This window comes from Spirosoma validum, from assembly GCF_014699035.1.
GTDB classification, from domain to species: Bacteria; Bacteroidota; Bacteroidia; order Cytophagales; family Spirosomataceae; genus Spirosoma; species Spirosoma validum.
This window is the reverse complement of sequence record NZ_JACXAA010000001.1, coordinates 268,649-285,233: the sequence shown is the minus strand read 5'-3', so window position 1 is coordinate 285,233 and position 16,585 is coordinate 268,649. Positions and strand designations below refer to the sequence as shown.

At 48.7% G+C, this 16,585-nt stretch carries 15 protein-coding genes; 6 read left to right on the top strand and 9 right to left on the bottom strand.

The features are described from left to right. Window positions 1-2: 2 nt before the first annotated feature. The 4 genes from IC230_RS01105 to IC230_RS01090 form a co-directional block, all read right to left on the bottom strand. On the bottom strand, window positions 3-458 hold the full coding sequence (locus IC230_RS01105; RefSeq protein ID WP_191037115.1) for a nuclear transport factor 2 family protein: 456 nt from the start codon (window positions 456-458) through the stop codon (window positions 3-5). Between the two features lie 101 nt (window positions 459-559). Next, window positions 560-1,900, bottom strand: a complete 1,341-nt coding sequence (gene xylA, locus IC230_RS01100; protein ID WP_191037114.1) for a xylose isomerase — start codon at window positions 1,898-1,900, stop codon at window positions 560-562. A gap of 210 nt (window positions 1,901-2,110) precedes the next feature. After that, on the bottom strand, window positions 2,111-2,851 hold the full coding sequence (locus IC230_RS01095) for a hypothetical protein (protein ID WP_191037113.1): 741 nt from the start codon (window positions 2,849-2,851) through the stop codon (window positions 2,111-2,113). Between the two features lie 44 nt (window positions 2,852-2,895). Next, window positions 2,896-4,377 (bottom strand): xylulokinase, encoded by a 1,482-nt coding sequence (locus IC230_RS01090; protein ID WP_191037112.1) that lies wholly within the window; start codon window positions 4,375-4,377, stop codon window positions 2,896-2,898. A gap of 185 nt (window positions 4,378-4,562) precedes the next feature. On the opposite strand from IC230_RS01090, the gene IC230_RS01085 reads away from it, so the two are divergent. Together IC230_RS01085 and IC230_RS01080 are read left to right on the top strand one after the other, a co-directional pair. Beyond that, window positions 4,563-5,483, top strand: a complete 921-nt coding sequence (locus IC230_RS01085) for a phospholipase A (RefSeq protein ID WP_223860154.1) — start codon at window positions 4,563-4,565, stop codon at window positions 5,481-5,483. 115 nt (window positions 5,484-5,598) lie between these two features. Further along, window positions 5,599-7,974 (top strand): family 78 glycoside hydrolase catalytic domain, encoded by a 2,376-nt coding sequence (locus IC230_RS01080; RefSeq protein ID WP_191037111.1) that lies wholly within the window; start codon window positions 5,599-5,601, stop codon window positions 7,972-7,974. Window positions 7,975-7,994: 20 nt separating this feature from the next. Here IC230_RS01080 and IC230_RS01075 read toward each other — a convergent pair whose 3' ends face one another. From IC230_RS01075 to IC230_RS01055, 5 genes are all read right to left on the bottom strand, one after another. Further along, window positions 7,995-8,396 (bottom strand): hypothetical protein, encoded by a 402-nt coding sequence (locus tag IC230_RS01075; protein WP_191037110.1) that lies wholly within the window; start codon window positions 8,394-8,396, stop codon window positions 7,995-7,997. Window positions 8,397-8,564: 168 nt separating this feature from the next. Continuing rightward, window positions 8,565-9,515, bottom strand: coding sequence for an alpha/beta fold hydrolase (locus tag IC230_RS01070; RefSeq protein ID WP_191037109.1), 951 nt, complete (start codon window positions 9,513-9,515; stop codon window positions 8,565-8,567). A 69-nt stretch (window positions 9,516-9,584) separates the two neighbouring features. After that, window positions 9,585-10,322, bottom strand: coding sequence for a DUF1223 domain-containing protein (locus IC230_RS01065; RefSeq protein ID WP_191037108.1), 738 nt, complete (start codon window positions 10,320-10,322; stop codon window positions 9,585-9,587). Window positions 10,323-10,333: 11 nt separating this feature from the next. Further along, the gene (locus IC230_RS01060) at window positions 10,334-11,134 is read right to left on the bottom strand and encodes a molybdopterin-dependent oxidoreductase (RefSeq protein ID WP_191037107.1); all 801 of its coding nucleotides are present in this window, start codon (window positions 11,132-11,134) and stop codon (window positions 10,334-10,336) included. After that, window positions 11,131-11,901: a cytochrome b/b6 domain-containing protein gene (locus IC230_RS01055; protein ID WP_191037106.1), complete on the bottom strand. Its 771-nt coding sequence runs from the start codon at window positions 11,899-11,901 to the stop codon at window positions 11,131-11,133. Before IC230_RS01055 ends, IC230_RS01060 begins: the two co-directional genes overlap by 4 nt. 317 nt (window positions 11,902-12,218) lie before the next feature. On the opposite strand from IC230_RS01055, the gene IC230_RS01050 reads away from it, so the two are divergent. From IC230_RS01050 to IC230_RS01035, 4 genes are all read left to right on the top strand, one after another. After that, complete coding sequence (locus IC230_RS01050) at window positions 12,219-13,880, top strand: 7TM diverse intracellular signaling domain-containing protein (RefSeq protein ID WP_191037105.1); 1,662 nt, start codon at window positions 12,219-12,221, stop codon at window positions 13,878-13,880. Between the two features lie 101 nt (window positions 13,881-13,981). Beyond that, window positions 13,982-14,629 carry a hypothetical protein gene (locus tag IC230_RS01045; RefSeq protein ID WP_191037104.1) on the top strand — a complete coding sequence of 216 codons (648 nt, stop codon included), beginning with the start codon at window positions 13,982-13,984 and terminating at the stop codon, window positions 14,627-14,629. 65 nt (window positions 14,630-14,694) lie between these two features. Continuing rightward, window positions 14,695-15,531 (top strand): MBL fold metallo-hydrolase, encoded by an 837-nt coding sequence (locus tag IC230_RS01040; RefSeq protein WP_191037103.1) that lies wholly within the window; start codon window positions 14,695-14,697, stop codon window positions 15,529-15,531. Between the two features lie 143 nt (window positions 15,532-15,674). Continuing rightward, complete coding sequence (locus tag IC230_RS01035; RefSeq protein WP_191037102.1) at window positions 15,675-16,454, top strand: patatin-like phospholipase family protein; 780 nt, start codon at window positions 15,675-15,677, stop codon at window positions 16,452-16,454. Window positions 16,455-16,585: the final 131 nt, after the last annotated feature.

The following is a 16,585-nucleotide window of genomic DNA, read 5'->3' as shown; positions in this document are numbered from 1 at the left end:
AACTATTGCTTGGGTAGATCGGGGCAATTGTCTTTTCGGCGGGTATCAATAATCGTCTGAATTTTCCAGCTTTCGCCCACTTTTACGAGCGTAAAGGCATTTACGCCACAGTGACTTTTCTTATTCTGGAAATAGAAAACGTAAGGCGTCCAGGCGGTAGCTAATTCGCCGTCGATTTTAATATCCATTCCTGATAGCCGTTCATCCAGTGTTCCGGCTTTGGCTTTACCAATCGAGTTGATAAACATGGAGATCGCTTCATCCCGTACCGATACGTCGCCTTGTTTGTTGATAACCGTTTGGAGCCGCGCACCGGGCATAAACAAGGTTTTTAGTACCGTTGAGTCTGCTTTTTGCATACCCTGAAAAAGCTGATTAATAGTCGTTTTCACTGCAGCTTCGTCGCTGGGTTGAGCGAAAGCGGGCAGGCAGGCAAGGAGTAGTAAAAGAAGTTTCATGGATTATAAACGAAATGGATGATAAACAGACAACCCGTATAAACGCCGACAAATAAACAGATTTGTCGGCGTTTATACGGGTTGTTCGCGTATTTTATTGTCTAAATGTATTGATTCACAATCATTTCATACAATTCCTGCTTGCCACTCAACTGCTTTGGTTCACCGTTCTTCAGTGCAAATTCTCGTAGGTCTTCAAGCGTTAATTCTCCTTTTTCAAAGCGCGCTCCGTCGGCTGAATCGTAGCTGGCGTAGCGTTCACTACGTAGTTTCTTATACTGCGATTTGTTCAGGATCGCTTCAGCGGCAATGGCTGCCCGTGCGAACGTATCCATGCCGCCGATGTGCGCGATGAAAATGTCTTCGAGGTCGGTTGAGTTCCGGCGCGTTTTGGCATCGAAGTTTACACCACCCGACTTCAACCCGCCCGCTTCCAGAATCACCAGCATGGCTTCGGTTAGTTCATATACGTCTACCGGGAATTGATCCGTATCCCATCCATTTTGGTAGTCGCCCCGATTCGCATCGATGCTGCCCAGCATGTTATTGTCGGCAGCCACCTGCAATTCATGCGCAAAAGTATGGTTGGCTAACGTAGCGTGGTTCGTCTCAATATTCAACTCAAAATCATCTTGCAGACCGTACCGATTCAGGAAGCCGACAACGGTTGCCGCATCGAAATCGTACTGATGCTTGGTTGGCTCCATTGGCTTCGGCTCAATGTAGAACGACCCTTTGAACCCCTGCTTACGCGCATAATCACGGCTGATTTGCAGGAATTTGCCCAAATGTTCCGTTTCCCGCTTCATGTTCGTGTTCAGCAGCGACATGTAGCCTTCGCGACCTCCCCAGAACGTATAGCCCGAACCGCCCAACTCGATGGTCGCGTCAATGGCATTTTTTACCTGCCAGCCGCCGTGCGCCAGTACGTGGAAATCAGGGTTCGTAGACGCGCCATTCATGTACCGCTCGTGCGAAAACAGATTGGCCGTTCCCCACAAAAGTTTTACGCCACTGGCAGCTTGCTTCTGCTTCGCATAGTCAACAATGGCGCGGAAGTTCTTTTCAAATTCGGCATTGGAGTTTCCTTCGGGCGCTACGTCGACATCGTGAAAGCAGTAAAATTCCATGCCTATTTTCGTGATGAACTCGAAAGCCGCATCCATTTTATCATGAGCCGCTGCCAGATGGTCAGTATTGGCGTCCCATGGAAAATGCTTGACGCCCGGACCAAAGGGATCAGCGCCGGTTCCGCAGAACGTATGCCAGTAGGCCGTAGCAAAGCGGAATAGGTCTTTCATGGGTTTCCCCAAAATAGGACGATTGGCATCATAGAATTTAAATGCCATTGGATTATCAGATTCGCGCCCCTCGTACTGAACAGGTTTCTCCAGGAACGGAAAGTAGGTTTTCTCGCCAAGGGTTAATTTTATATCAGACATGAAAATGGGAATTGAGGAATTGGTATAATTGAAAAGAAAGTTAAAGGTAATTCTTTCTTCGCTTTACTGGCAAAGTCATTCGCGGGCATCCGGGTGAACTTTTCCACAATGAACGATAGAAATTTACCTGGTAGACAAATAACGCACCGTAGAGCAGGCCTTACAGCATAACCAGGCAAGACAGGGTAGGCCACATCAATAGGAACGGGGTTATTGCACCGGTAACGTAACGTAAAAACTATCGGGCTTTTTGAAAGGAACGGGCTCAGAATAAGTACCATTAAAATTAGACAGTACCTGGTCACGAGGAAGCACTTTTACGTCCGATGCCCAGAATTTTGTGTCAATATGGAATTCGTTTTTGAAGTCTTTATCGGTTGAAAGAGTCAGATAATTACGAAACGTTAAGGGCGACTTATCAGCCGAATAGTTGTATACGCTAACGGCAATGGGTTTTTTACGGCTGATCAAATTCGATTGTTCCTGCTCGGTTTTAAATGGGCCAGATAACACTAAGTGACCATCAGGTACTAGCACAAATTGCTGCTTATCGAGCTTCGTCTGTGGTGGAATGAAGCTAATCATGTCCTCTTTGCTGATCGTTCCACCCAGATAGCCAACGGAATAGCGGCTATAACGACTTCCGACGGTAGCACCCTCTAGTTGAACGTCGGCAACATCATACCAATAATCAAGCTTATCCTGGCCAACAATGAACGAAGAGCGTTTCCAGTCAACGTAGAGGGGGCGGTTGAGTTTGTTGACTAACGAAATGTGCATAACCCCGCGTTCACTGGCAAAGTTGTAGCGAAGCGTTAACGTATCGTTGTCCAGTATTAATCCCTCGTCGGCAGGACGAACATTAGAGCCCCGCAACGTAACGACCTGAATATTGGGTGAACAACTCATCAAGGCCGCTGAAAAGAATAGAAATAAAGCCAGCGTTTTCATATCGTTTTTTTAGATAAATATAACGAATGGCTTTTAAAATTGTATTAATGAATACTTAGATTCGTGAGCCACCGTTCATACGCTTCCCGATAGGCTTCCTGCGCCCGCATGTCGGGCTCAATCGTTTTCGTTACGTGCAGGCCGGTAAAGGCTTCCTGCGCGTTTTTATAATGACCCAATCCCAGGCCAGCGCCACGAGCGGCTCCCTGAGCACCATCGGTATTGTAAAGCTCAATCGTTGCGCCAGTGAGGTTAGCCAACGTATCGCGGAAGAGAGGACTGAGGAACATATTAGCCTCACCCGCCCGAATCGTTTGCAGACCTACACCCACACTTTCCATGATCTGGATACCGTAATAAAGCGCAAAGACGATGCCCTCCTGTGCCGCCCGAATCATGTGCGGTAGTCCGTGTCGTGTTAATTGCAGACCATGAAACGACGCGCCCAAATCCGCATTTTCCAGCATCCGTTCGGCGCCATTGCCAAAGGGTAAACAGATTAGACCGTCGGCCCCGATCGGTGCTTCGTGCGCCAGTACGTTCATGTCGGCGTAGCTGATCGACCGTTGCATCACCTGATTCCGAAGCCAGCTATTTAGAATGCCCGTACCGTTTACACATAACAAAACACCGTAACGTGGTGCTTCGGCGGTATGACTAACGTGCAGGAACGTGTTGACGCGCGATTTTGGGTCGTATTTAGCCTGATCACTCACACCATACACAACCCCCGATGTTCCGGCAGTAGCCGCAATCTGACCCGGCTCCAGTACATTCAACGACCAGGCATTATTCGGCTGATCGCCAGCGCGATACGTAACGGGCGTTCCGGCAGCAAGGCCCAACTCAGCCGCAGCCGATGCGGTTATCTCACCCTGAGAAGCAAATGTTGGTTTAATGGTTGGAATAAGGCCCGAATCAAAGCCAAAATAATCGAGCAGAAATTGAGCGGGTTGATTGTCCTGGAAATCCCAGAACGCACCCTCCGAAAGTCCCGATGCTGTCGTTACAATGTCGCCTGTCATGCGAGCGGCTAGGTAATCGCCGGGAAGCATGAAATGAGCCACCTGCGCGTATACATCGGGTTCATTCGCTTTTACCCAGGCCAGTTTTGCCGCTGTGAAATTACCCGGCGAGTTAAGCAGGTGATGCAACGTACGGTCATGACCGAGCGCATCGAAAGCCTGATTGCCATAGGGAACGGCCCGACTGTCGCACCAGATAATGGAAGGGCGCAGTACGTTAAATTCCTTATCAACGACCACCAAACCATGCATCTGATACGAAATGCCAATGGCTTTCACCTCTTCGGGTCGGATATTAGCCTGTTGTATCACGGCCTTGCTGGCTAAACAGGCGTTTATCCACCAATTTTCGGGTTGTTGTTCGGCGAAGCCCGGTTGCGGGGCTTCAATAACCATCTCAGGTTGAGGAAAAAAAGCTGAGGCTACAACTTTGCCACTGTCGGCATCAATTAAACAGGCTTTAACAGACGAACTGCCGAGATCGAATCCAAGAAAATACATGCGGTTACTGATGTTAGGAAATCTAGTGCGAAAGTTACGACAGGAAGGTCATAAATAATTGCCATACGTGTTAACTGAAACGGTTTACGCTCTCTATCCGGCTGGTATGCTTGGTTATCGTGGAAAATGGGTAAACTTTGGTAACTAACCTTCTCGCATCCTCTACTTAACACTACGTACAGTCGATGAACCGTAAACAAGTACTTGCCGGCATTACGACCCTTATTGTTGGTTGCTGTTCTTATTCCGATCTGTGTGCGCAGGCTGATAAAGAGCCATTGTTCGACAAAAAAGCAGTCTTTCGATCTCTGTCTGATCGGTGGGAACTCGACTCGGCTACGCAAAAAGGTACGTTTCTGATCACGCCCTATAAACCCGTCTACGTAACGGCAGGGCGATGGTCGAGTGATCCGAATGAACATCCCGTTAGTGAAAATCCAAATTATACGTATCCCTTCTTCATCACTCTAGGCAAATACGAAGCTCGTTTTCAGTTTAGTATGAAAGTCAAAGTTCTTCAGGGCATCTTTGGTAAACATGGTGATTTATGGGTGGCTTACACGCAGAAATCGCACTGGCAGGTTTATAACACGACGTTTTCGCGCCCATTTCGGGAAACAAACTATGAGCCTGAGATCATTCTCAACTTCGCTACTGACTTTCCGCTGCTTGGTTTCAAAACCCGAATGCTGGGAATTGCCCTGAATCATCAGTCTAACGGGCGGGCGCTACCACTCTCGCGAAGTTGGAATCGGGTTGTTTTACAGGCTGGCTTTGAACGAAAGAAGTGGGTCGTGCTGCTACGTCCGTGGTTACGCTTGCCCGATGCTGACGACGAAAATCCGGCCATAACAGATAACATTGGCCGGGCCGACGCTACGGTTATTTATCGAACAGGACGACATCTTTTTTCTGTGCTTGGTAGTCATTCGCTACGTTGGGGCGACAAAAACAGAGGACAAGTTCAGTTCGACTGGACATTCCCCGTAACTGGTAATCTGCGTGGCGATCTTCAGATTCTGCACGGCTATGGCGAAACGCTGATCGACTATAACCACAAACAAACAACAATCGGCATTGCTGTATCGCTGGTTGACTGGCTCTGAAAATCTAGGCGAACTGGTGAGTCAATTGTGTTTCTGGATTATAACAACTCGCTTGCTTCTGAGTGCCAAATGCAGCGAACATAGTATCTTGCAACGCTTGACTCCTGTACGTATCATGTTTCGCATTTATCACGTTGCATTCCTGCTGCTGATTACCACCAGCCTATTCGCTCAAACGCCCACCAAATGGACTTCTCAATACTGGCCTGCCCGCTGGATTCTGCATCCAACGGCTCCGTCTCGTCAATACGGTATTTTTCACTTCCGAAAAGCCATTGATTTAGCGCAGAAACCAACTCGCTTTGTGGTGCACGTATCGGCTGATAATCGGTACCGGTTGTTTGTGAATGGAAAATCAGTAGCGTTAGGTCCTGCTCGCAGCGATACGCAAAATTGGAACTATGAAACACTCGATCTGGCGCCTTATTTACAGGCCGGACGTAACGTACTGGCCGCGCAAGTGTGGTACATGGGCGAGGGAGCGCCTTTTGCGCAAATGAGTTACCAGCTTGGGTTCTTGTTACAGGGTGATGGAGACGCCGAAAAAGTGGTAAATACAGACGCTACGTGGAAAATTTTCCAGAATCCGGCGTACACGCCCATCAAAAACGATATTCCGAAACTTCGAACGTACATCGTTGCGGGTGACGGCGACCGGGTCGATGCCGCTCAATATCCGTGGGGGTGGGAGCAACCGAATTTTGATGATAAAACCTGGGTAGCTGCCAAGCCGCTCAACTTCCCGACCAAACCGCGTGGACTAGGTACGGACGGAAACTGGGGATTAGTGCCGCGCACCATTCCGATGATGGAGGAAGGCACCGTTCGCTTAGCAACCGTTCGACGCAGTGAAAATGGGAAAATGGATAATGCCTTTCTGCAAGGCAAAGCGCCCGTTACGGTTCCGGCTACTACGAAGGCTGTGTTTTTGCTCGATCAGGGACATCTGACCAATGCGTATCCTGAACTGACCGTTAGCAAGGGAAAAGGAGCCGTCGTTACGTTGTCGTATGCCGAAGCGTTGATTGACGCGAAAGGGCAAAAGGGCAATCGGAACGACGTTGAAGGACGCACCATGCGCGGATTTGATGACCAGCTGGTAGCCGATGGCAGCGATAAGCGTACGTTTCGACCGCTCTGGTTTCGCACGTATCGGTATCTGCAACTGACGGTTGAAACGAAAGGCGAACCGCTGGTTCTGGACGATTTGGTTGGCCAATTTACGGGCTATCCATTCGAGCAAAAAGCACAATTTGCCGCGAGTGATACGACCCTAAAATCGATTTGGAACGTCGGCTGGCGAACAGCCAAGCTTTGCGCGGGCGAAACGTATTACGATTGTCCCTACTACGAGCAGTTGCAGTACACGGGCGATACGCGCATTCAATCCATGATTTCGCTCTACGTAACGGGCGACGACCGGCTGATGCGTAAAGCCATTATGGATTATGACCACAGTCGTTTTAACGATGGCTTGACCCAAAGTCGGTACCCATCGGCTGATTTTCAGGTGATTCCGACGTTCTCGCTGTTCTGGGTTTGCATGGTTCACGATTACTGGATGCATCGACAGGATGACGCCTTTGTGAAATCGATGCTGCCCGGCGTCCTAAGCGTATTGAACTGGCATGAACAACGTATCGCCAAAACAGGTCTGAACGGCCCACTGGAATGGTGGAATTTTGTGGATTGGTCGGCCTGGAAAAACGCGAAAGACGAAACTGCCGGGGGCGTTCCGGCAGGCGCTAAAAAAGGCGGTTCAAGCATTCTAACCCTGCAACAAGCCTACACGTATTTCCGGGCGGGCGATCTGCTGGCGCACTATGGTCAGAACGAACGTGCTGAGTACTACCGGGACCTGGGCCGACGACTAAACAAAGCTGTTTTGGCGCAATGCTGGGATGCTGGCCGTGGCTTGTTTGCCGATACACCAGACAAGAGTTCGTTTAGCCAACACGCCAATATTCTGGCCGTTCTAACCAATGCCGTACCGATTGACCAGCAATCGGCGTTGCTACAGAAAACAATGGCTGACACGTCCTTAACCCAGGCTACGTTCTACTTCAAATTTTATCTGTTCGAAGCCCTGAAAAAAACGGGGCTCGGCGATCAGTTCGTCGCGCAACTAAAACCCTGGCGCGACATGCTGGCTATGGGCTTGACGACTTTCGCCGAAAATCCTGAACCCACCCGTTCCGATTGCCATGCCTGGAGCGCGTCGCCTTTGTATGAATTTCTGTCAATTACGTGCGGCATTCGTCCGGGCGAACCAGGCTTCCGAGCGGTACGTATCGAACCTTTTCTGGGCGACTTAACCACTGTCGATGGGAAGATGCCGCATCCGTTAGGCGAAATCGCGATCCAGTTTCAGAAAACACCGACAGGTGGCTTAACGGGTAACGTAACGCTCCCGGCTAACCTAACCGGTACGTTACGTTGGAAAGGTAAATCAGTCTCTTTGAAAGCCGGGAAACAGCCCGTGAGTTTATAAAAACAGCGCCAGTTAGCAGATCATTTCGGTTTTTCTTCTTTCGCCTGTAACGTACCGCGGGCGATAGGTTCTGGCTTCGACTTGGCTGTAACGAAGCGGAGCAACGTAGCGATTGGAATTCCCGTCTTGCTGGGTCTGACGACGATCAATTGGTAAGAACGCGTTCCGATAACCAGATTGGAATAAACCATATCCTTCGATTCCTGAAGCAGACTCCAGTTCGCGACGGGTTCTTTGGCTAATAGGGTTTCGTCCTCCTCCGACAGGGCTGCGTAAGCCGTATCGGGCAGAAAGTGTTTACCCGTTACGGCCTCAATTACAGAAACTATGGCCGTTGACGTAGCGGGCGACGTGGTCTTTGTTTGCGCTACAGCCAAGGTGCCTATGAGCAATAAGGGTAGCAGGTTGCGTAGTTGTTTCATGGTTTAGTATCTACGATTTACATTCCGACTAATACGTAGTGGCAGGAGCCCCAGCGTAAAGTTTACGAAGGTCTATTGGCGATTTTTCTGCCTCGCTTACGTATAAACTCAGATTTCTGAATAAAGTCCTTAGCAACACTCATTTTGCCGGCCGCCTGATCTGTTTTGTTACTTCAAAAATGCCAGAACCGCTTTTGTATAAGCCTCCAGAGATTGTACATGCGGAATGTGCCCAACGCCTGGAAGTGCCACTAACTGACTACCTGGAATTTGCTGCTGAGTACGTTTCCCTAATTCCGGGTATTGCCCATACTGATTGACAATATCTTTGGGAATGCGGGCTTTTCCTACGATCGTGCGGTCGGCCTGACCGATAATGAGCAATGTAGGTGCTCTAATGTGTTTGAATTCGTAGCAAACGGGTTGTTCATAAATCATCTGGTACGTTAGCGCATTGACCCAGGCAATTTCCTTAAACCGTGGATCGTTCAGAGCGGCCGCCTGCGCTCGTACCCATTCTTCGTATTCAGGTTTCCATTCAGGATAATAGCTCTGCTGGTATTTCTTATACGACGCATACGTAGCGGACGCTTCTGTTTTGTATAAACTGTCGATGGGTGAATAAGGAACGAACGTCCGGTAATCTTCTAGGCCAATCGGATTTTCCAGGATCAGTTTGCTGACAACCTCTGGATAAAGCAATGTAAAGCGTGTAGCCAGCATGCCACCCATCGAGTGGGCAATGACTGTTACGTTTTTGATTTTCAGGGAGTCGAGCAAGCGCTTGTTGTTGGCGGCCAGCGCATGGAAACTGTAGTGCAAATCAGGATAATCGGATTTACCCCAGCCAACCTGATCCGGTACAATAACGCGATACCCTGCTTTGCTCAGGAAGCTGATGACATCCCGCCAGTACGTCCCGTTGAAGTTCTTTCCGTGAAATAGAATCGCGCTTTTACCAGTTGGATTGCCTGCCGGTGCTACGTCCATATAAGCCATTCGCATGGTTTTTTGCTCCTGACGCAACGTGATGTACTTAATCGGGTGCGGGTAAGAAACATCCTGGGCGAAGGCAGAAAATGTAAAAAGGCAGACGAAAAGCGACAGATAAATTTTCATAACGGAACAGTTGATACGATAACGATTAGCCGAAGCATCGCTCGTCGTAAAAACTAAACCGCCCGGTTCTTACAACTGTTTCGCTCCTATAACTTGCCCATTGTCTTTTCGCTGAACGTAAACCAGTACGGCGGTCTGGTCGGCGGGTAGATTAGTTGGTAGAGAAAGCGTTACGTTGCCTGATGTACCCGAATTGTCAATGGTTTTAAACTGGCGTACTACGTTCGTATTGACCAACGTTCGGCCTCCATTCTCGCCATGTTGAACGAATGTGCGCGCTTCTTTCTGCACCAGCGCTACGTTCACGCGATACGGACCCGCAGTTGATAACGTATACGTGACGGTTACTTGTTTGACATCGCGAACAAGATTTCCATTGACACCAATAAACGCCGAAGCCGGTTGTTTCTGAATCGTTTGGATAGCCTGCTCAATACGTCCACGTTGCCCGCCGATGACGTTCTGACTACCATTGATAACAAGTTGGGGCGTGTACGTTTGCGTCTTTAGCAAGTGATCATACTGGCGTTGACGATCAGTATATTGTTTTGCACTGAATGGATCTTGCCAACCCAGCCGATTCCAGTAATCGACGTGAAAGGATAGACCATAAACCGCTTGCCCGGATTTAGTCGCTTGCTGAGTTATTTCCTGCAATGCTTTATCGGCGGGTGGACAACTGGAACAGCCCTGCGACGTAAATAGCTCCAACACCACAACCGGCTGGATTGCTGGCTTAGTCAGATTTCGCGGTGGTAAGGAGGCTGTTAGTCCGAAAGCTGTTAGAAGAATCAGTACGTAGTGCATAATGTATGTGCTTATAAACCAACGTAGTAGTCGTATCCGCGTTCGGCCCAGAAATCGCGGGGTTTTTCATCGGCAAAGAAAATTCGACCGATTCGTTTCAAGTTTTTCACACCGTATTTGACCGGAATGATCAGCCGAAGTGGTGCACCATGCGGAGCGTTGAGCGGTTGCCCGTTTAATTCATACGCCAGAAGCGTTTGTGGATGCAGAGCACTCTCCATATCGATACCAACGTAGTAACCTTTGTCGGGCGTTTCCATGCCGACGTAGTTAAACAGATCGTTAGTGTTGTCGGGATTGGGTGCATTGCCGCTACGTGTCCCAAGTTTATATTTCTCCAGAAAATCGGATAACCGCGCTCCGCCCCAGTGCTGCACCTGACTCCACCCCTCAATACACTTAAACTCATACACGATTTCATGTTTGGGCAGGGCCTTTACATCGTCAACGGTAAGCATAAGCGGCTGGTTATCTTTTCTATCAATTTGCAGTTTCCAGTCCTCCGGAATGGGCGATTTAAGGCCGTCGTAGCCGTTAATGCGCGCTTTTTTGGTGGCCTGTTCAACTGGAAACGTACGTACTAAATGGTTGTCGCTAAAATAGGTCCGGGCAACTTGCTCGTTGGCTTCCAGAACTTTCCGAAACGGTCGTTTGATCCCCTGTGCACCGACGCTATGCGTAATCCATTCATACACGCCCACGGGCACGGCAGCCGCCAGCGCAAACCAGCCGAACGATTTGATCATGCGCCGACGGACCAGCGATTCTGGAATTTCGTCTTTAGGAAGTTGCGGTTCTGTTGGCTGACTCATGATAAAGTAGGGCGTATGGATGGATTAACAGTTTGTACCGGCGCATCGATTGGTTCAGATGGTTCGACGGGTTGGTTATCGGTGGGCTTACCCATAAGTGGACGGTCAGGATCGTTGGGCTTGAGAACTTCGAAGCCCGTTACCATGGACTGGAAATTCTGCCATCCGGCGCGGATAACCTGCCAGACATGAATAAAGAAAAATAAAACATAGCCAACGGTTAAAACAAAATGTTCCAGGCGGGCAGCTTCATAGCCACCCAGGAGAGTGGTTAGCCACGACAACTGCGTAGGTTTATAAATCGCAAAACCCGTCAGCACCGAACCAATACCCATGAGCATAATTAAGAAATAAGCGATTTTCTGAGCACCGTTGTATTTGATGAACGGCGGTTGCGTCTTGCGAAGGCCAAAATCATAAAGCGTTACCTGAATGGCTTCGCGGAATGAGTTTCGGTCAGGAACCAGATGTCGCCACTCACCTGAAATAAATGTGTAACCAACGTAGAGGATACCGTTCAGGATAAACAGCCACATGAATACCCAATGCCAGGCCATGCCTTCAGCCAGCCGACGCGGTACGTTCAGGGCTTTATAAAACCCATCCGGAAAGAATGAAATTAGAGTGTAGTCACCGATTTGAATTTTATACGGGTCGTAGGCCCAGTAAATCAATAGCCCGCTCCAGATCATGACGAACAAAACCGGGAAGTTGATCCAGTGAAACCACCGAATGGCCAGCGGATGTTTGTGGACGATACGTTTCATGCAGAAGAGACTGTTAAAATGACTTCACTCTATAATGAATATACGTCCAGCCTGGCTTAAAAGTTTGACCTTGATCCGTTTGTTGTAGGTTCGATTGAATCAAGAAACTGATTTCCTGATTTGTTGTCAGTATTTATAGGAAAGATGTTTTACTCTGCTCTTAGGACATACACCAGTGCGTTCATCAGCCAGGAACATAAATTGGGCTTTCTGCCGGTCTTCTTTCGTCGGATAAACTTCTGAAAACAGGATACTTATCAGCGAAGTTGTGAAGTTTGTTTACTTACTTTGGCCAAGGTAAGCAACCCGTGGAGATCATGACGTATGCGAGGCTTCTGTTCTTAGTACTTATCTGTGGGGTATCGCTAAAGGCTCAACCTGTCGTACATCCCGTTGCCGATCAGCTTGTTGAACTCGGACCAAAAGCCTTCATTCTGGATGATCCAACCCTTCGATTGACTTTTTCCGACGTAGCGTCTCGTCCAAATTCGGCCTTTCGTCTCAGTCACCAGGAAAAACTCAATTTTGGGCATACCAACTCACGCATCTGGCTGAAATTTCGTCTTGACAATACGTTACCGGATTCACTTTTTCTGCTGTTCAGAACACAGGACGCCGATTACGTTGACTTATACGTAGTCAGCGAAACGGGTGTTGTGACGGAGCAGCATTCAGGCATGTTACGGCCTTTCAAAAACCGCTATTTCCTAACAAATACGGTGGTGTTACCACTCGGCCAGCGACTACGCACCATATTTTTAGCACTTCGTGACGACAATATCCTTCATTTCTCGGTCCTGTTGGCCCCCATCCGACCTATTGTCAATCAGCTCCAGAACGAATCGCTCTTTAACGGGGCTGTAATGGGTTTAATGCTGGTCATGGTGATTGTCAATCTGTTTGTGTATGGCCTTGTGCGTGATCGGGTTTATTTGCTTTATGCGGTTTACGTAACGCTGTCGTGCCTTACGTTCATGTCGTTTGAGGGGTTGTTGTATAATCTGCTTTGGCCATCGGTTCCCGCGCTCAACAACGGCCGACTATATATACTCATTACAGCTCTGACGTTTGGTGCGGCCATCTGGTTTTCAATGAATTTTCTCCGTACCCGTGAGTTCCTGCCCACTTTTTACCGTTATTTTCTTGGGCTGCTGGCTTTAGTCGCGCTAACTACGTTGCTGCGCTTGCTCGATGTGCCGGGTTTAGAGCGCAGTTTCTACGGATTAACTTTAATAGGCTTTCTCTCGCTGTTGGTACTTGGTATTTGGACGTATCGCCAGGGTTATCGACCCGCTCGTTATTACCTGCTTGCCTGGAGTTTTTACATTGCCGGAGCCATGACGAGCGTGCTAGCGTTACTGGACGTGCTGGCCTTTACGAATACCTGGGTCGTTTACGGCTATCAGATTGGCGCTGCCTGTGAGGCAATTTTACTTACGTTAGCCCTGGCCGACCGCCTACAGACGTATCAGAAAGAATACCAGACCGCACAATACGTAGCGCTGCAACGCGCTCAGGAGAACGAGCAACTCCTGGCCCAAAACAATGAATTGCTGGAAGAAAAATTACACGATGAACATCGGCAGGAACCCTTGTCCGACGACGTACGAAACCTGTTACGTATCATGAAAGAAGATCGGGAGCGGATTCACAAAATTGCCATTCCGACGCTCGACGGTATCCTGCTTTTTCCAACGGGCGACATTACATGGCTCGAAGCCGCCGGGAGCTACACAACTATTCATTTCGCGAATCAAAAAACCGTACTGGCCTCACGTGGTCTCGCTGAGTTCGATCATTTATGTGGTGAAGGAGAGCCTTTTTTTCGAACCCACAAATCGCATATCGTCAACCTGAATCATGTGGTTAAATACCTGCGGGGTGATGGCGGTCAGGTTATGCTTGACGATGGCTCTACGGTCGATGTGTCCCGTCGCCTGAAACCCGATCTGCTGAAGCGGCTGGTTGGCGAGGAGTGAAAAACCGCCGTTCCGCAACTCAACCCCTCCACTGCACAACCGGATGTAGCGTTAATGAAGTGTACACCCCAATTTAGCCTGACATCTAACGACCCATGGCTATGAAAACTTCCTGTTTGTTGATATCACTGATCGGTTGGTTGTGCTGTAGTTGTGTTGCTCAGAGTCGATCGACAAAGCTCGCATTTTATCCAAGGCAATACGTAGTAAAGGTAAATTTAGCCGCGCAGTCGAAAGCCGAAAAAGGCATACTTTATGATCTGACCGACTCAACGATTATACTGGCTCCAATGGAATGGACGAAACGCGAAATGAAAGCCCTGATAAAGCAACACGGTGAAGCACTGCCGCATACAGATTCATTCGGGCAGGTTTTACCCTTACAAACGTACCGGTATACGGATATCAGCCGACTAACGCTACATCGCCGGGGAAGTCTGGTCAAAGGGTTTTTAATTGGCGCAGGAATTGGCGCGATTGGGTCGACAGTAGGCTTACTTGTTTTTCCGGATGGGTTCGATATCAATTTTTCGGGCCCGCGTCGTCAAATCCCTACAACTCAGAAAGCGCTCGGCGTAATCGGTACGATGGCCATAACAGGCGCAACCGGTTGGCTGGCTGGAGCTGCTACGACTAAACGTATTGACGCGAGAAAACATCCAGTAGCGATAGAGGTTAAGAAGCGGTTTCGGGACTATACGATTGTTGACCAGGTAAATCGTGCTACGTTGTATTCCCGGTATAGATAATTTGCCCCGTAGAAACGTTTTTCGTCAATGGCTATAAACTACTTAACTTGCCGAAAAACGTTTCTATGCCTCTTCAAACCCTCGATACTGGTCTTTTCAAACTGGATGGTGGCGCTATGTTTGGCGTCGTTCCGAAACCGCTCTGGCAAAAACTCAATCCGCCTGATGATCTGAACCGCTGCACCTGGGCCATGCGCTGCCTACTATATGAACAGGGCGATCAACTGCTGTTGGTTGATACGGGTATTGGCGATAAGCAGGACGCAAAATTTTTCGGCCATTATGATCTTCAGGGTAACGCCAGTCTGCTCGGCTCGATTCGGGCGGCTGGGTACGACGTAACGGACGTAACAGACGTGCTGCTAACCCATTTGCATTTCGATCACGTTGGCGGTGCGGTCAAACGTAGCGGAGAAGACCTGACGCCGGTTTTTTCGAGCGCTACGTATTGGGTGCATCCTGATCACTGGAACTGGGCCATTCATCCGAATCCACGGGAAAAAGCATCGTTTCTGCGTGAAAATATTCTGCCATTGCAGGAAAGCGGCCAGTTAAAATTTCTGTCCGAAAACATATTTCCCTACGGCGATACGTACCTGCTGTACGTTGATGGCCATACCGAAAAAATGGCCTTGCCGATCTTTCAGATGAAGGGACGAAAAGTAGCCTATATGGCGGACCTGATTCCCTCGTCAGGACATATACCGTTACCGTATATAATGAGCTATGATATGCGCCCACTGCTAACGATGGATGAAAAAAGCCGGGTGCTTCAACAGGCCGCTGACGAAAACTGGATTCTGGTTTTTGAGCATGATCCTATAACGGAAGCCGCTACTGTTGAAATGACCGAGAAAGGCATTCGGATTAAGGAAAAAGGGAAACTATCAGAGCTTCTGTAAAACGTAGCGCGGGTTTCCACCCGCCTAGTTGTCGTACGGGCTAATAAAACCTGTTAATCGAGGGCTACACGGTCTACCACCCGCACTACGTTTCTAAACCAAAAAATTATACGTACCGTTATCTTATCAATAACCAGAGACGTATGAAAATAGGTTTGGCATTATCGGGTGGTGGAGCGCGGGGAATTGCCCATCTGGGCGTCATCAAGGCGCTTCTGGAAATGGATATCCATTTCGATCAGATAGCAGGTACCAGCGCGGGCGCTATTACGGGAGCACTACTGGCGCAGGGCTACACACCTGATGAGAGTTTAAAAATTATTGAATCCTCTTCGTTTGTGCGGCATTTACGACCTGCCTGGAATCGTATGGGTTTGTTACGGCTTGATATGGTTGTGGATCTGTATCGAAAATACATTCCTCACGACTCATTCGAAGGATTAAAGATTCCCTTACACGTAGCAGCCGTAGACCTTAACGATGGAGAGCTAATTGTTTTTGAACAGGGTGAGCTAATCCGGCCGGTATTGGCCTCGTGTTGTCTGCCCGGAATTTTTGAACCAATGCTGATTAACAAGCGGCAGTTTGTGGATGGTGGCGTCTTAAATAATCTACCTGTCGACGCTATTGAAAATAAAGTGGACTTTCTGATTGGATCGCATTGCAATGTACTGGGTCCCCGTAAACCCATTCGGTCGATGCGGGGTGTTATTGAGCGGAGTCTGGTACTAGCCGTACAGAGTAAAACAAAAGACCGATTCTCAAAATGTAATGTACTGATTGAACCCCCTCAACTGGCTCAGTATAGTACAACCGATATCAGTAAAGCGCGGGAGTTATTTCGTGTCGGTTATCAGCATACCCTGTCAATGGCTAATGACATTGATAGGGCGTTGAATCGGCCTATGCAGGAGATTTCCTGAGTATACATGCCAGAGAAAACTTGAACGCCGGGTCGCTTGATCCGGCGTTTTTTGTTTGCTTTCTCAGTTGACCCGCCAGTGAATAAAAGCACATATAGCAGACGTATACAGCTTGCAGTAAATACTCATTA

Bases quoted from the DNA above. Each gene is read 5' to 3' on its own strand.
- IC230_RS01105 (WP_191037115.1), bottom strand. From the start codon at position 458: ATGAAACTTCTTTTACTACTCCTTGCCTGCCTGCCCGCTTTCGCTCAA.
- xylA (WP_191037114.1), bottom strand. From the start codon at position 1,900: ATGTCTGATATAAAATTAACCCTTGGCGAGAAAACCTACTTTCCGTTC.
- IC230_RS01095 (WP_191037113.1), bottom strand. From the start codon at position 2,851: ATGAAAACGCTGGCTTTATTTCTATTCTTTTCAGCGGCCTTGATGAGT.
- IC230_RS01090 (WP_191037112.1), bottom strand. From the start codon at position 4,377: ATGTATTTTCTTGGATTCGATCTCGGCAGTTCGTCTGTTAAAGCCTGT.
- IC230_RS01085 (WP_223860154.1), top strand. From the start codon at position 4,563: ATGAACCGTAAACAAGTACTTGCCGGCATTACGACCCTTATTGTTGGT.
- IC230_RS01080 (WP_191037111.1), top strand. From the start codon at position 5,599: ATGTTTCGCATTTATCACGTTGCATTCCTGCTGCTGATTACCACCAGC.
- IC230_RS01075 (WP_191037110.1), bottom strand. From the start codon at position 8,396: ATGAAACAACTACGCAACCTGCTACCCTTATTGCTCATAGGCACCTTG.
- IC230_RS01070 (WP_191037109.1), bottom strand. From the start codon at position 9,515: ATGAAAATTTATCTGTCGCTTTTCGTCTGCCTTTTTACATTTTCTGCC.
- IC230_RS01065 (WP_191037108.1), bottom strand. From the start codon at position 10,322: ATGCACTACGTACTGATTCTTCTAACAGCTTTCGGACTAACAGCCTCC.
- IC230_RS01060 (WP_191037107.1), bottom strand. From the start codon at position 11,134: ATGAGTCAGCCAACAGAACCGCAACTTCCTAAAGACGAAATTCCAGAA.
- IC230_RS01055 (WP_191037106.1), bottom strand. From the start codon at position 11,901: ATGAAACGTATCGTCCACAAACATCCGCTGGCCATTCGGTGGTTTCAC.
- IC230_RS01050 (WP_191037105.1), top strand. From the start codon at position 12,219: ATGACGTATGCGAGGCTTCTGTTCTTAGTACTTATCTGTGGGGTATCG.
- IC230_RS01045 (WP_191037104.1), top strand. From the start codon at position 13,982: ATGAAAACTTCCTGTTTGTTGATATCACTGATCGGTTGGTTGTGCTGT.
- IC230_RS01040 (WP_191037103.1), top strand. From the start codon at position 14,695: ATGCCTCTTCAAACCCTCGATACTGGTCTTTTCAAACTGGATGGTGGC.
- IC230_RS01035 (WP_191037102.1), top strand. From the start codon at position 15,675: ATGAAAATAGGTTTGGCATTATCGGGTGGTGGAGCGCGGGGAATTGCC.